The 15,037-nt window shown below is 36.4% G+C and carries 12 protein-coding genes; 3 read left to right on the top strand and 9 right to left on the bottom strand.

Annotation, left to right across the window (positions count from 1 at the left end; genetic code table 11):
• Both mfd and pth read right to left on the bottom strand, forming a co-directional pair.
• On the bottom strand, positions 1-3,525 hold the full coding sequence (gene mfd, locus FD26_RS01275) for a transcription-repair coupling factor (RefSeq protein WP_057866646.1): 3,525 nt from the start codon (positions 3,523-3,525) through the stop codon (positions 1-3).
• Between the two features lie 21 nt (positions 3,526-3,546).
• Complete coding sequence (pth, locus tag FD26_RS01270) at positions 3,547-4,104, bottom strand: aminoacyl-tRNA hydrolase (RefSeq protein ID WP_057866645.1); 558 nt, start codon at positions 4,102-4,104, stop codon at positions 3,547-3,549.
• Between the two features lie 146 nt (positions 4,105-4,250).
• Here pth and FD26_RS01265 point away from each other — a divergent pair, with 146 nt between their 5' ends.
• Positions 4,251-5,234 carry an L-lactate dehydrogenase gene (locus FD26_RS01265; RefSeq protein WP_057866644.1) on the top strand — a complete coding sequence of 328 codons (984 nt, stop codon included), beginning with the start codon at positions 4,251-4,253 and terminating at the stop codon, positions 5,232-5,234.
• Between the two features lie 115 nt (positions 5,235-5,349).
• Entirely contained in the window at positions 5,350-6,012 is a 663-nt protein-coding gene (gene cbpA, locus FD26_RS01260; RefSeq protein WP_057866643.1) for a cyclic di-AMP binding protein CbpA, read from the top strand.
• Positions 6,013-6,204: 192 nt separating this feature from the next.
• On the opposite strand, the gene FD26_RS01255 is transcribed toward cbpA, so the two are convergent.
• The 5 genes from FD26_RS01255 to FD26_RS01235 all read right to left on the bottom strand — a co-directional run bounded on the left by FD26_RS01255 (position 6,205) and on the right by FD26_RS01235 (position 11,734).
• Positions 6,205-6,396, bottom strand: a complete 192-nt coding sequence (locus FD26_RS01255; protein ID WP_057866642.1) for a hypothetical protein — start codon at positions 6,394-6,396, stop codon at positions 6,205-6,207.
• 617 nt (positions 6,397-7,013) lie between these two features.
• Positions 7,014-8,126: an alanine racemase gene (gene alr / locus FD26_RS01250; RefSeq protein WP_057866641.1), complete on the bottom strand. Its 1,113-nt coding sequence runs from the start codon at positions 8,124-8,126 to the stop codon at positions 7,014-7,016.
• A gap of 1 nt (position 8,127) precedes the next feature.
• A complete protein-coding gene (acpS, locus tag FD26_RS01245; protein WP_057866640.1) occupies positions 8,128-8,487 on the bottom strand; it encodes a holo-ACP synthase in 360 nt (119 codons plus the stop codon).
• A gap of 253 nt (positions 8,488-8,740) precedes the next feature.
• The gene (cshA, locus tag FD26_RS01240) at positions 8,741-10,285 is read right to left on the bottom strand and encodes a degradosome RNA helicase CshA (RefSeq protein ID WP_057866639.1); all 1,545 of its coding nucleotides are present in this window, start codon (positions 10,283-10,285) and stop codon (positions 8,741-8,743) included.
• A gap of 84 nt (positions 10,286-10,369) precedes the next feature.
• Positions 10,370-11,734, bottom strand: coding sequence for a UDP-N-acetylmuramoyl-tripeptide--D-alanyl-D-alanine ligase (locus FD26_RS01235; protein WP_057866638.1), 1,365 nt, complete (start codon positions 11,732-11,734; stop codon positions 10,370-10,372).
• A 90-nt stretch (positions 11,735-11,824) separates the two neighbouring features.
• Here FD26_RS01235 and FD26_RS01230 point away from each other — a divergent pair, with 90 nt between their 5' ends.
• Positions 11,825-13,057, top strand: coding sequence for a multidrug efflux MFS transporter (locus tag FD26_RS01230; RefSeq protein WP_057866730.1), 1,233 nt, complete (start codon positions 11,825-11,827; stop codon positions 13,055-13,057).
• Between the two features lie 23 nt (positions 13,058-13,080).
• Here the strand turns inward: FD26_RS01230 and FD26_RS01225 are convergent, their stop codons facing one another.
• Positions 13,081-13,329 carry a type B 50S ribosomal protein L31 gene (locus FD26_RS01225; RefSeq protein WP_057866637.1) on the bottom strand — a complete coding sequence of 83 codons (249 nt, stop codon included), beginning with the start codon at positions 13,327-13,329 and terminating at the stop codon, positions 13,081-13,083.
• Between the two features lie 100 nt (positions 13,330-13,429).
• Entirely contained in the window at positions 13,430-14,926 is a 1,497-nt protein-coding gene (gene abc-f, locus FD26_RS01220) for a ribosomal protection-like ABC-F family protein (protein ID WP_057866636.1), read from the bottom strand.
• Positions 14,927-15,037: the final 111 nt, after the last annotated feature.

Here is a 15,037-nt window from a genome sequence, read left to right as displayed (position 1 = left end):
TTAGTTTTTAATTTTTTCTTTCTTTAATTTGTCGAAACCTTCAGCCATCTTTTTCGCAAAAGTTTGAAGTTGCGTAAACCACTCATTCTTATCTACGCTGTCAGCATCTAAAGTAATTATGAATTCACCGTTCTTGTCACTAACTTTAGCCTTCATTGTTGTATTGCTGAGGAACTTAAAGACCAGATCCCCAGTCAAATAATCGCTGGCTTTCTTAGAAAATTTAATAGCAATCTTGCTATTTCTCATAATGACGCTCTTAACTAATGATTCATCAAATGAATTCTTCAGTAAGCTAATATCTAATAAATTAGATACTTCTTGAGGATATTTTCCAAAACGATCCAACAATTCTGAACGAACTTCTTGATAGTTTTCTAAGGAGTCAATTTGTCTGATTCGTTTATATAACTCAACTTTTTGACGCTGATCAGTAATATAGTCCGCTGGCAAATAAGCTTCTAACGCTAAATTAACTTCAGAGTTAGTCTTTTCAGCTTTAGTATGACCACGTTTTTTAGCTACAGCATCATTTAGCATTTGTGTATATAAATCGAAACCGACCGAATCAATAAAGCCATGTTGCTGTTTTCCTAATAGATTTCCGGCTCCACGAATAGACAAATCTCGCATGGCAATCTTAAAGCCAGAACCTAGCTCCGTAAAATTCTTGATAGCTTCCAAACGTTGTTCACCAACTTCGGTCAATACCTTGTTAGGACGGTACATTAAGTAGGCATAAGCCACTCGATTAGACCGACCAACACGACCTCTAATTTGGTAAAGTTGTGACAAGCCATAGCGATCGGCGTTTTCCACGATCAACGTATTGGTATTAGGCATATCTACACCTGTTTCAATAATGGTCGTTGTTACTAAAACGTCGTACTCTCCTGCCAGATAATCAGCAATAACGCCTTCCATCTGTGTTTCGTTCATACGTCCGTGAGCTGTAGCAATCCGGGCATCAGGTACTAAAGCCTGCAATTGACCAGCAACTTGATCCATATCTTCAACTCGGTTGTGCAAATAAAAGACCTGTCCACCACGAGCCATCTCCCGCTTGATTGCACCAGCGATAACTTCATAGTTTTGTTCCATAACATAAGTTTGAACCGGATAACGATTGCTTGGCGCAGTTTCAATCAAGGACAAATCACGCACGCCCAGCATCGACATATTTAAAGTCCGAGGAATTGGTGTTGCCGTTAAAGTCAAAACATCGACATTAGCTTTTAACTCCTTAATCTTTTCCTTATGCTTGACGCCAAAACGCTGTTCCTCATCAATAATCAATAATCCTATATCATGAAATTTCACATCTTTTGAAAGCAAACGATGCGTTCCAACTACGATGTCTAAACTGCCATCTTCTAATTTTTCAATGGTTTCTTTGCTTTGCTTTCGAGTTTGGAAACGTGATAAGACACCGATATTAACTGGAAAACCTTCGAAACGTTCTTTCATCGTTTCAAAATGTTGCTGAACTAACAAAGTAGTTGGTGCCAAGAAAACAACTTGTTTCCCAGCTTCAACAGCTTTAAAAGCCGCTCTCAAAGCTACCTCTGTCTTACCAAAGCCAACATCTCCAACTAATAATCGATCCATTGGATGAGGTTTTTCCATATCACGTTTAATTTCATCAACTGAACGTAATTGATCAGGCGTTTCCGGATATGGAAAAGCATTGTCAAAATCATTTTGCATAGAATTGTCTTTAGGAAAAGCAAAGCCCTTCTCAGCTTCACGCTTAGCATATAAATCAATCAAATCATCAGCAATATCTTCAATATTAGATTGAACTTTGCGTTTGGTCTTTTGCCATTCATTACCACCTAATTTGTTGATCTTAGGCGATTTACCTTCAGCAGAAACATATTTTTGAACCATGTCCAACTGTGTTACAGGAATGAAGAGACGTCCATCATCACGATATTCAATCGTAATATAATCTTGATGCTTGCCGTCGACTTCCATTGTCTGCATACCGATAAATTTACCGATACCATGATTAACATGAACAACATAATCGCCTGGCTTCAATTCGTTATAACTCTTCAAACGTTCTGCATTAGCTAATGTTTGATGACGTCGTTTCTTAGGTTGATGATTAAAGAGTTCTTTTTCAGTAATAATAGCCATTTTTTCATCCGGCATCTCAAATCCGGAACTCAAGCTGGCATTCATAATTTGCGTTTGTCCATCTATAACTTTGTCATCAGTTGTCAAAGTTGCCTTGATACCAAAATCAATCAAAGTATTATTGATTGCATTGATTCTTTTTTCATTATTAATCGTCAGAATAACGGTGTAATTTTGCTTTTGCCAGCGCTCTACTTCAGACTTCAACAATGGCATTTGACTAAAGAACTGCTGCATTGATCTAACTGAAACATTCTGCAACTGATCTAAACGAATATGACCCATCCCTTGTTGGAAAGCTGAAAGATAGATCTGACCGTGCTCGTCATCCTTAATTGATTCCATGAAATCTTGACGAATCTTCTGTTCTGGCAAAGCTTTGCCAAATTCGAGCTGACTTGCTAGCCATGATTGATTTTCAGCTTCATTGTCATTAGCCTGTTCCACCAATCGGTTGTACTCATTAAATATGACTAAGTCATCCGACTTCAAATAATCTAATAAGCTATAAGACTGTTCGAAAATATAATCAGCAATTCTCCCAATATTTTCTGGACGCATTCCTTCAGACAACTCTTCAATTATTTGACCAAATGAAATCTCTAGATTATCTTTAGTATCTTTGTCATCTGTAGCAATTAATTGTTTCTGATAACTTTTTTGTAATTTTTTTAAACCGGAAGTAACTTGTTCGTCAGTAATAATTCGATCATTAGCTGGCAATACATCAATGTCACCCAATTCTTCCATGCTACGTTGCGTCTCAGTATCAAAAAATTTGATCTTTTCAACTTGATTTCCAAAAAAGTCAATTCGCACCGGATTATCTACATTCAACGGATAAATATCAACAATATCCCCACGAATTGCAAAATCTCCAGGTTTAGCAACTAATTTTTCTTTGACGTAGCCCATTTGGACAAATTCTTGATTTAAATTTTCCAAATCATATTCTTCATTAACTTTTATTTTTAATTGAGCCGCCTTAAACAAATCTTGACTCGACAGTTGATATTCCAAGCCCGCCACCGACGTAACTAAAATTCCTGCTTGATCATTAGACAAAAAACTTAATGAGTCCAGACGTTGACTTAGCTCATCTGGCGAACTGGTAGCCAATTCAGTCGAAATTGACTCTTCAACTGGAAAAATATGAACTGAGTCACTATCGAGCAAATTTAAATCATCATATATTTTATTAGCATGAAAGTTAGTATTTTCAACGATCAGTAATTTTTTATTAGTTTGTTTTAAAACATTTAATGCAAAAAGGGAAATCGTTGATCCCGTCAAACCAGTCAAAAGATTTTTAGTCTCTGGCTTGACTTGATTAATAAATTCCCCAAGGTCGAGCTTATTTGTAATGAAATTTATTAAATCCAATTTTTGCCCCCTTGCTTATTATTAGTTATATTTGTTCATTAATTGATCAATCGTATCGCCCGCTACCCAGTCTTTTGCCATATCGACTGCTTGGTCGATTCCAGACAAAGCTATTGGCTCTTGATCCTTGGAAAAAGGCGTCAAAACCCAATTAACTACACTCTGTTTAGCTGGATGTTGAATTCCAATTTTAATACGACTGAAATCTTTTGTTCCTACAGCTGAAATTATACTCTTAATACCATTATGACCACCAGCAGAACCCCTTGATCGTAAACGAACCTTGCCAATTGGCATATCTAGATCATCTTGAATTACCATCAATTCATCAGTTTTAATTTGATAGTAACCCATCAAAAAGTTAACCGCACGGCCTGACTCATTCATAAAAGTTAACGGTTTAACTAGAAAAACCGTTTCCCCATCAACTTTAAACTTGCAATATTCAGCCTCAAAATCTTTTTTCATTTGTGTTTGACCATATTCATCCATTAAACGGTCAATCGTCATAAAACCCATATTGTGTTTTGTACGATCATATTTTTTACCTGGATTACCTAAGCCAACAATTAGTTTCATATTTTAATACCTCATTTCGAACTTACATTATATCATGTTAATTTCACTAATTTTTCACTTTTTTCACAATCAACTTGTTTATTGACCTTAATTATTTGTATAATGAACCACGGAACATATTATTTTCGAAGGGATGATATTTTATAATGACAACTCCAACAAACGAAAAGAACCATCAAAAAGTACTTCTAGTTGGTGACGGTGCTGTAGGTTCAACTTTTGCCTACGCAATGACACTTCAAGGTATTGCTCAAGAACTAGTTATCTGTGATATCGCTAAAGACAAGATTAAGGGTGACGCAATGGACCTTGCTGATGCAATTCCATTCTCATTCCCAAAGAACATTCACGCTGGTGAATATTCAGATGCTAAGGATGCTGATATCGTAGTTATCACAGCCGGCGCTCCACAAAAACCAGGTGAAACAAGACTTGACCTTGTTAACAAGAACTTGAACATCTTGAAGACAATCGTTGATCCTATTGTTGAATCAGGATTCAATGGTATCTTCGTAGTTGCTGCTAACCCAGTTGATATCTTGACATACGCTACTTGGAAACTTTCAGGCTTCCCTAAGGAACGTGTTATTGGTTCAGGTACATCACTAGATACTGCTAGATTACAAAAATTCGTTGGTGAAGAATTAGATCTTGACCCTCGTTCAGTTCATGGTTACATCATGGGTGAACACGGTGATTCAGAATTCGCTGCATGGTCACATCTAACAATCGGTGGCGTTACAATGGCCGAATGGATGGAAAAACACCCAGAAATCACTAAAGATACTCTTGACAAGATCTACAAGAAGACTGTTAACGCTGCTTACGATATTATCAATACTAAGGGTGCTACATTCTACGGTATTGGTACTGCTCTTGCAAGAATCTGCAAGGCTTTGCTAAACGACGAAAACACTGTTCTTCCATTATCAAACATGATGAGCGGTCAATATGGAGTTTCAGATATCTACATCGGTTCACCTGCTATTGTTAACCGTAAGGGTCTAAAACAAATTATTGAAGTTCCATTGAATGATGAAGAATCAGCACAAATGCAAAAATCAGCTAAGGAACTTGAAAAGATCCTTAAAGATGGTTTTGAAGCTACAGGTATCAAGGGTCGTCAATAATCCAAAATATCATGCTAAAAAAGCTTGAAACAAATGAATAATTTGTTTCAGCTTTTTTTTTGCTTAGAAGTACTGTATTATTAATTCAATTATACTAGATTGGATGTGAATATATATGTTAGTTAAATCACTTGTACTTAAGAAAGACAAGCTTACTACAGTTAAAGAAACTGTAACGCTCGAAGAAGCCTTGAAGGTTCTTGAAGATTCCGGTTACCGTTGTGTACCGATTTTAGATGAGAGTGGACAGATATTTAGGGGTAACATCTATAAGATGCACATCTACCGTCACAAGTCACGTGGTGGCGACATGAGTCTTCCTGTAACCACTTTGATGAAGAACGCTACTAAGACAATCAGTGTCGACTCACCTTTCTTCAAAGTATTCTTCAACATTAAGGATTTGCCATACATCGCTGTACTTGATGAAAACAATCTCTTTTATGGTATTTTGACTCACTCAAGACTTTTGAGCATGTTGTCAGATTCTTGGAATTTGGACATCAGTAGTTATGTTTTAACGGTTAGTTCATCTGGCGATCGTGGCGATCTTGAAAAAATGTCAAAAATTTTCGCTAAATATGTTTCAGTCGCCGCATGTATGACTTTGGATGCAAAATCCAATGAAGTCGTACGTAGAACGCTCTTTACATTGCCATCAGGAACTGATATTGCTACCTTAAAAGAAATTATTAAGCGATTAGAAAAGAAAAGTTTCATTGTTTCTGAAATTGACGACCTGAAATCTGGTAAAATTCTAGATAAGAACACATTGTAAGATTAACACCCGAAATTATTTATTAATAAATTAGCTTACGCAGCAAGTTAATTTAAAATAAAAATCCTTCGGTACAGTTTTATCTCCAATCGTTCTTAATACTGTTTCTAAAACAGAACCGTTTCCAAAACAAAACCAAAAATCCTTACTAGCTGAGCTACGTCAGTTGGTAAGGATTTTTTTTGATTTTAATTACCAATTCATTTTATTTTTTATGGTTCGATTCAATTCTTCATCTATTGGATGTTCTCTAAAATAATGCAATTCATACTTTTCCATTAAATCAGATTGAAATTTATCCAAATACGGCCTATTGCGGTAAATGGTCGTCTGATACTTTTTATAATCGCTGTTCATCATAAATTCATGCCATTGATCTTCCATAATGGACACTTCTTTTCATATGATTAATTTCAGGCCCCTAGAAAAGTTCGGTTACAGTATAAATTTGCCGTCCTCCGCAACAAAGAAAACTGGGCTGGAACGTAGTGGACACGACTTGGAGCCTCTTGGCGTTGCCAACAGTCTTCAAGCTCGGTCTTCTACTAACCTTGCTTTGCAAGCTAAGTAGAATCTCACTACTGAGCCCATTTTCTTTTTTGCTCCGGACTAGTGTATTAAATATCTTGTAGTCTGTTTTAATTAATATAGAATTATAAGAATTCCAGATACTGCAATTTTGATTAGCAATGTTAGAAAATAAAAACTAGTCGGTAGCGAAAGCTCTGTGGATGCTCAGTGGTGAAATTGTTCTTAGTGGTGAAACCACTTAGAACAAGGCCAGTATTTAAGACGATTACGAACTTCAATCGGCTTAAATCTGTGCCCACCACGTTCCAGCGTCCACAGAGCTTTCACGGACGACGCATTCTTAAACTACTTAGTTAAACCAAATTTGAGTAAGAACCTAATTTCAGCCAAATAGTACTACGATACTTAAATCCAAACAACAAATAAAACCTAATGACTTTTTTTACTAGTCATTAGGTTTATTTTGTTATTTACTTTTTGTAAACTCGAGGCAATCTTTCACTAAGGCTGCAAAGAATTTCATAATTAATTGTTCCTGAATATTTTGCTGCATCAGTAGCTGTAATCTCTTCGTCGCCATCCTTACCAAGAATTGTTACTTTAGTTCCAACCGGTAATTTTTCAGGCAAACGAACCATAAATTGATCCATACAGATTCGGCCCACATTTTGACAACGTTGACCGTTGATCAATACGTCACTGCCTTGCATTCTACGTAACCAGCCATCAGCGTAGCCAATAGGAATTGTTCCGATCCATTCATCTTCTTTAGCAGTATATGTAGCGCCATAGCCAATACTGTCACCCGCCTTTACTTTCTTGACGAAGACTAACTCTGAATACAGACTCAAAGCTGGCTCTAATTGATAAGGCAACTTTGTAATATCAGTTTGTGATGGATTTAAACCATACAAAGCAATTCCATATCTCACCATATTAATAGCCAAATCTTTGTGCCACAAAGCTGTAGCTGAATTAGCACAGTGAACATAAGTAAAATCAGTTGGTAAATCACGAGTGATTTCTTTGAAATTATTAACTTGTTTTTCAAAATAATTTTCATCAGGACTGTCAGCTGTCGCAAAGTGAGTGAACAGACCTTCAGGTATAAAGGCATTCTTATGATCATTTAAGAAGTTGCAAGCCTCAACCAATGAAGCTCTATCTTGAAAACCAATTCTGCCCATACCAGTATCAACGCCAAGATGAACCTTCAAATTAACAGTTCTAATTTGAACGGCTACCTTCAGCCAGTCTAAATCACCCACAGTTAGCGAAATATTAGCCTGTGCGGCCACTTTGGCATATTCGACGGGAACTATATCTAAAACCAAAATAGGCGCATCTACGCCACTATTTCTTATTTCTAGAGCTTCATCTAATGTTGCAACGCATAATCCACTAGCACCGTACTCAATTTCAGCTTTAGCAACTCTAACCAAGCCATGACCATACGCATTGGCCTTAACTACTGCAAAGACCTGAGTACCCTTTGGTACACGACTAATTTCGTTTTGAAGATTCTTTTGCAATTTCGTTAAGTCTACTTCCACGTAGGCTGGACGATGGATTGATGGTAACATTTTACTCTGCCTCCTCTAGAATAACTTCTGTTATTACTAGTTCATCTGTATCAGAAATTGATACGTGAATATTCCCTTTAAAAAGATCAGTCTTGATATAAGGTTGACCGGATTTATGATTCAGGACACTCAAGTCATGGAAACCAATACCAACTAATCCAGTTCCCATAGCCTTTGTAAAAGCTTCTTTGGTTGAAAAGCGTCCAGTTAAATAAGTCATTTTAGCTTTCTCAGTATTTAGAGAATTAAATACTGCTGTTTCATCTTCATTAAGAATCTTTTCCAAAAACCTTGGATGGCGTCCATAAATTTTCCGTACACGATCTATTTCTGCAATATCAATACCTATTCCTTTAATCATATATCTTTTTCTCACAATCTATTTTTTTGAAATCAGCAAATACTAGATAATTTACCTAATTCGTTTTCATAAAACAAACCGTTAACTTGTGTAGCTCAAGCCTAAATGATAGCATTTTCAAAATACTTTACAAGTCTTATCAGTCCGTCTTATTAAAATGGCACCTAAAATACTATTTTTCATACTCTTAAGCCTATTTTACTGTATAAAAAAAGACAAAGTAAAATTATTTACTCTGTCTTAATTAATTTAATTATTTTTCTAGATTAGTTCTAATCTTAAATGACTTTTTGCTACGACCATTACGTTTGTTGTCATGTTCGCGGCGTTTGCCACCTTTACGATCATCATGGTTACGACCACCATCGCGACGATCACTATTACGTCTACGGTGATCACCACCGCCACGATGTCCGCCACCGTTGCCTCTTCCACCACGACGGCCATGGCCTGAACGGCTATGACTAACTTTTCTTGAAGGAAGTGGTCTTTCAGGAGCAATCTTAACAGGAACACTTTCAGCATCTTTGATAGCATCGCTTAGGAAAATACGAGCAATGTCTTCAGCAGAATATTCTGAAAGTAATTCTTCAACAGCTGAATCGAAACGATCAAGATGCTTATCATGTTCCAAAGTATCTTTGATTTCTTGTTTAACAGATTCAAGTTGTCCCTTAAGAACTTCTTTATCAGTTGGTGGAGCTAATGGTTCCATACGTTTCTTTGTAAGATTCTCAATTGTACGTAAGTAACCCATTTCGTTTGGTGTAACGAAAGTTACTGACACACCAGAATGTCCGGCACGACCAGTACGGCCAATACGGTGAACATAACTATCAGGATCTTGAGGAATATCATAGTTATAAACATGTGATACACCAGAAATATCCAAACCACGCGCAGCCACATCAGTAGCAACAAGGAAGTCTAACTTACCAGCTTTAAACTTGCGTAAAACACTAGTACGTTTATCTTGTGACAAGTCACCATGAATACCTTCAGCATTGTAGCCACGAGCTTGTAAACCACGTGTTAATTCATCAACACGACGCTTTGTACGACCAAAAATCAAAGCCAACTCTGGAGCTTGAACATCGAATAAACGTGTCATCAAGTCAAACTTTTCAAATTCTCTAGCTTTAACAAAGTATTGTTCGATCTTATCAGCAGTTAATTCTTTTGACTTGATCTTAACAATCTTAGGGTCTGTCATAAATTTATCAGCAATCTTCATGATTGGCTTAGGCATTGTTGCTGAGAACAATAATGTTTGATGCTTGTTAGGAACGTTAGAAAGAATACTTTCAATATCTTCAACGAATCCCATATCAAGCATTTCATCAGCTTCATCAAGAACAACAGTCTTCACATTATGTAATTTCAATGTGTGACGGTTGATATGATCAAGCATTCTACCAGGTGTTCCGACAATAATTTGCGGATGGCTCTTCAATGCACGAATCTGACGTCTAATATCAGATCCACCATAAACACTTTGAACCTTAACTTTCTTTTCCTCACCCAAACGATATAACTCTTCTTGTGTTTGGATAGCTAATTCTCTAGTTGGTGAGATAATCAATGCTTGAATATCACTTGATTGAGTATCAACGGCATTTAGCAATGGTAAGCCAAAGGCTGCCGTCTTACCTGTACCAGTTTGAGCTTGTCCGATGACGTCATCGCCACTCATAACTAGCGGAATAGTTTGAGCTTGAATAGGTGTAGTTTCTTCAAAACCGGCTTTGTCTACGGCACTCAATAATCTGGGATCTAAATCTAATTCTTTAAATTTCACAAATGTCCTCCATTTTTAAAAACACGATAAAATAACAATTTATCTACTCTACCACGTTTTATGTCCAAACTCAAATGACAACTACTAAACTAATTCATGTAAAACGTTTTCTAAATGTATTCCATGACTGGCCTTTAGCAGTAAAGTGTCATTTGGTTTTAATTCTTTTTCTAAATCTGTAATCAGTTCTGGCAGTTGATCTTTTCCATACCAAAGAAGGTCAGTTGCGGCATATTTATCTCCAAGTTTGTCACGTAAATATTTCATATAGTCACCAACTAGATAAACTTTTTCAAAACTGTCAGCATCAATATGGTCAGCTAAAGATTCATGCAATTTTTCAGAGGCTTCTCCAAGTTCAAGCATATCTCCTAATACGATCAATTTACGACCAGCAGTTTTAATGTCTTTAAGACTGTTTAAAACTTCAATAGCAGCAGTAGGGTTTGAGTTATAGACATCACTCAAAATATCGGCTCCATTTTTTGCCTTAAGCCATTCTGTTCTATTCTCTGTTACAAACAATTCTCGCAAAGCCTTCTGCATAGCTTCAGGTTTAATGTGAGAAATTTGACCAACCAATAAAGCAGCTAAAGCATTATTGACGTTATATTCACCCATCATAGGAATTTCAAACTCTAATTCAGGCCACAAATTAGTTGTAAATTTAGTTGTTGTCTTGCCCGCCTCAATCTTTGTTGCATACAAGTCATTACTAGAATGATTTCCAAAAGTAAGTTTATCCTGCTCAACCTTTTGGGCACGCTCTAATAATAATGGTTCGTCGCCGTTAAAGACAAATGAACCATCTTCTTGTAAATGATTAGTAATTTCCATCTTGGCATCGGCAATTTTATCACGTGTACCGAAAAATTCGATATGAGCTTCACCAATCATAGTTATAACGGAAATATCGGGATGAGCAATATCACTCAAATGATCAATTTGACCAGGTCGATCCATTCCCATTTCAACTACCAATACTTCTGTATTAGTGGGCATATTTAAAATTGTAAAAGGCACACCAATTTCATTATTAAAATTTTGTGGTGTCTTAGCAACATTGTTACTAGTACTTAGAACCTTGGCAATCATATCCTTAGTAGTAGTTTTACCGTTGCTTCCAGTTACCGCAACAACTTGTGGGTTAACTTTGTTTAAATAATACTTAGCTAATATTTCAAACGCGTTCGAAACATTCTTAACGACAACATAAGGTATCTTGTCATTAGGAATATCATGATTGCTTTGCCAAACGGTTGCACTTACGCCATTTGCAATCGCACTATTGATAAACTCATGTCCATCTCGTTGCCCCTGCAATGGGAAAAACAAATCGCCCTTTTTAGCTTTACGACTATCGAAGCAAACTCCAGTAATCTCAACGTCTGCGATGTTATCGCCTTGGATTTTTAATGCTGAGTAAACTTCTCTTAACTTCATTTTCATGAATAAACTTCCCCAATTTTAAAAAAATAAATTTTTAAGATATAAATAAAAAAAGAGTATACTAAGATACTTAGAAAGGATTTGATGTATATGACATCTAATACAGATGACACTTCCGAACCAAATAACTATTGGAAAAAGAATCTAATCGTTCTTTGGTTCAGTACTTTTGTATCAGGTATTGGCTTCAGTATGATAACACCCTTTATGCCATTATACATTAACCAGTTAGGTAATTTCACGAAAAGTCAGCTTGTCATTTGGAATGGTATCGCCTTTTCCGCTACTTTCCTAGTCATGGCGATCATCTCTCCAATTTGGGGAAAAATAGCTGATCGCAAGGGTCGTAAGTTGATGTTGATTCGAGCTTCCTTAGGGATGGCGATTGTTATCTTCTTGCAAGCCTTTGTTACTGCTCCTTGGCAATTAGTCGTTTTGAGGCTCTTGCAAGGTGTCTTCTCAGGATTCGTTAGTAATTCTAACACCTTAATTGCTTCGACAGCACCAAGATCCGAAAGTGGAAAAGCCCTAGGTACCTTAAATACTGGTGTTATCTCCGGTACACTTCTTGGTCCGCTGGTCGGTGGTGTTATTGCCCAATATCTCGGTTATCGAATTCCTTTTATGATAACTGGTTCATTGCTCTTTATTGCATTTATCTTAGTTACAATTTTCATCAAGGAAGATTTCAAACCTATTCCTAAGGGACAGGAAGAATCAACCAAAGAAATTTTCCACAAGTTGAAAAATCCTAATATAATTTTGGCAATGTTCATCACGACAATGATCATTCAAACATCCAATAACTCAATCAACCCTATCATCAGTTTGTATGTTAAACAGCTGATGCACGGCTCAGGCCAAGTTACTTTAATCGCTGGGGTCGTAGCGGCTATGCCTGGTATTGCTAATATTATCGCTGCCCCTAGATTTGGAGCTTTAGGCGATCGTATCGGTACTGGAAAAATTCTAGTAGGCGGTTTAATCTTTGCCATCCTAGTTTATATTCCACAAGCATTCGTTACAAATGTTTGGCAATTAGCTGCTTTGCGCTTCTTAGTAGGTATCTCAGACGCCTGTCTAGTGCCACAAGTTCAAACTATTCTAGCCAAATATACTGATCCGAAGTATACCGGAAGAGTCTTTGGTTACAACCAGTCCTTCCAATCTGTCGGAAATGTCTGTGGGCCACTGCTTGGTTCATCGATCTCTAGTGCCCTGAGTTATTCAGCTGTTTTCATCAGTACTAGTTTTCTAGCATTGATAAACTTTACTTGGGTATTTTCACATCTGAAGCCAAATCATTCGAAAGCAAAAAAATAAGCCATCCGGACGGATGACTTTTTTTATTTGTTTTGCAAGCCATATTTCTTGTTGAAACGGTCGATACGTCCATCTGCTTGAGCAAACTTTTGTTTACCAGTATAGAAAGGATGTGAATCTGATGAAATTTCAACACGAATTAATGGGTATTCTGTACCTTCATAATCAGTTGTTTCTTTTGAGCCCATTGTTGAACCAGCTAAGAACTTCTTACCTGTTGATGAGTCCATAAATACAACTTGGTGATAGTCTGGATGAATTCCTTGTTTCATTCTATGTCGCTCCTTTGCCATAAATCTTTTACAGAAATATAGATTAAATTACTAACAGTGTTTAATATTATCATGACTTCAGTAATTATTCAATACAATTCTAGGAATGCAGTTCGACTTTCTCTGTGGAAACTGCTTCAATCAAATCTAGATCATGATCTATCAGCAGCATTGTCGGATGCTGTTTTTTTATTGCCTCAATAACCTGTTCTCGAGTAATGATATCAAGGTAATTCAATGGTTCGTCCCACAAATAAAGATTGGCCTCTTGAGACAAACTCATTGCTAAAGCAACTTTTCGCCGTTGACCTTGAGACATCTTTTCCACAGGTTGTTCAAATAAACTGCGTTCGAATCCTAATTTACGTAAATTTGAATATATTAATTCAGGTTCAATCTTTTTATCCACTGCTAATTGTTGAATACTGCCTTTTAACTCATTATCTTGTGGTAAATAAGATATTTTTAAATTATTAGCTACCGTTATTTTCCCAGTTTGTGCAAAAGGCTGTGGCAAACCTAATATCTGTTTCAAAATCGTAGTTTTTCCAATACCATTTTTTCCAACCAATGTTACTACCTGATTAGGTTTAACTTTAAAATCAATCACAGGCGTCGCTATCTGCTCATGCTTCAATTGAAGTTTTTCAACCGTCACCAACGTATCAGGGTGGGATTTAGCCACATAGTTCAAAGTTATTGGTGCTTCAACTTCTAAATTTTTCAATAACTCTTGTTTTTCACCAATTGCAGAATCAACCCGCTTGGTAGCTGTTTTGGCTTTTTTCATCATTTTGGCCGATTTATGACCTAGAAATCCCTTATCCAAATTTACTTTCTCTGAATAATGTTTCTTGTTTTTTTGGAATTCTGATTGTTTTGACCAGTTTTCTCTTTTGACGGCTGTCTCATGAAGGCGATTGATATCTTTTTTCAATTGTTCTTTCTCAGCCATTTCGTGATGGTCTTGCTGCTCTTTATTCATCTGCCAAGTATCGAAATTTCCTTTATAAACATCAACATCAGCACGATTGATAGAAATAACGTGATCAATTACCGGATTTAAAAAACTTTTATCATGACTAATAACAATAAAACCCTTTTTACTTTTCAAATAATCTGAAACAATCCTTCGTCCTTCAATGTCTAAGTGGTTTGTCGGTTCATCAATCAATTGGAAGCCAGAATCATCTATAAATAAAATGGCCAGCAGAATTTTGGTTTGCTCACCTGGACTCAAAGTAGCAAACTCCTGCTGCAATACCTTCGAAGATACTTGCAGTTTATTCAATTCTATTTCAATCTTCCAAAGATCATAATCCTCTAATTTGGCTATTTGCTTTACAATTTCGACAGTAGAAATTCTTTTATTAACAACAGTCTGTGGATAATAATAAAAGTTCAAGTTAGAAACAATCTGGCCTTGATAATCGAGTTTCCCCATTAGCATCTTCAACAATGTCGTTTTGCCACGACCATTGCGTCCGATTAAGACTAACTTCCAACTTTCGTCTATTTTTAAATTTAATGAATCAAACAACTTATCCATCATTTGTGCATACTTAAAACTAACATTTTCTATTTGAATTGTTCCCATTCAAAACACCCTCTTCAGGTGCAGATTGATCGGCATTAATAAAATCGTACAAAAAAAGGACGCTAAACAGCGTCCTTAATTTTTATGGCTGTACGATAAATAGAGTTGATA

This window comes from Companilactobacillus crustorum JCM 15951 (genome assembly GCF_001434585.1).
Taxonomy (GTDB): Bacteria; Bacillota; Bacilli; order Lactobacillales; family Lactobacillaceae; genus Companilactobacillus; species Companilactobacillus crustorum.
Note: the sequence above shows the minus strand (reverse complement) of the source record. Positions and strands in the feature narration are given on the sequence as shown.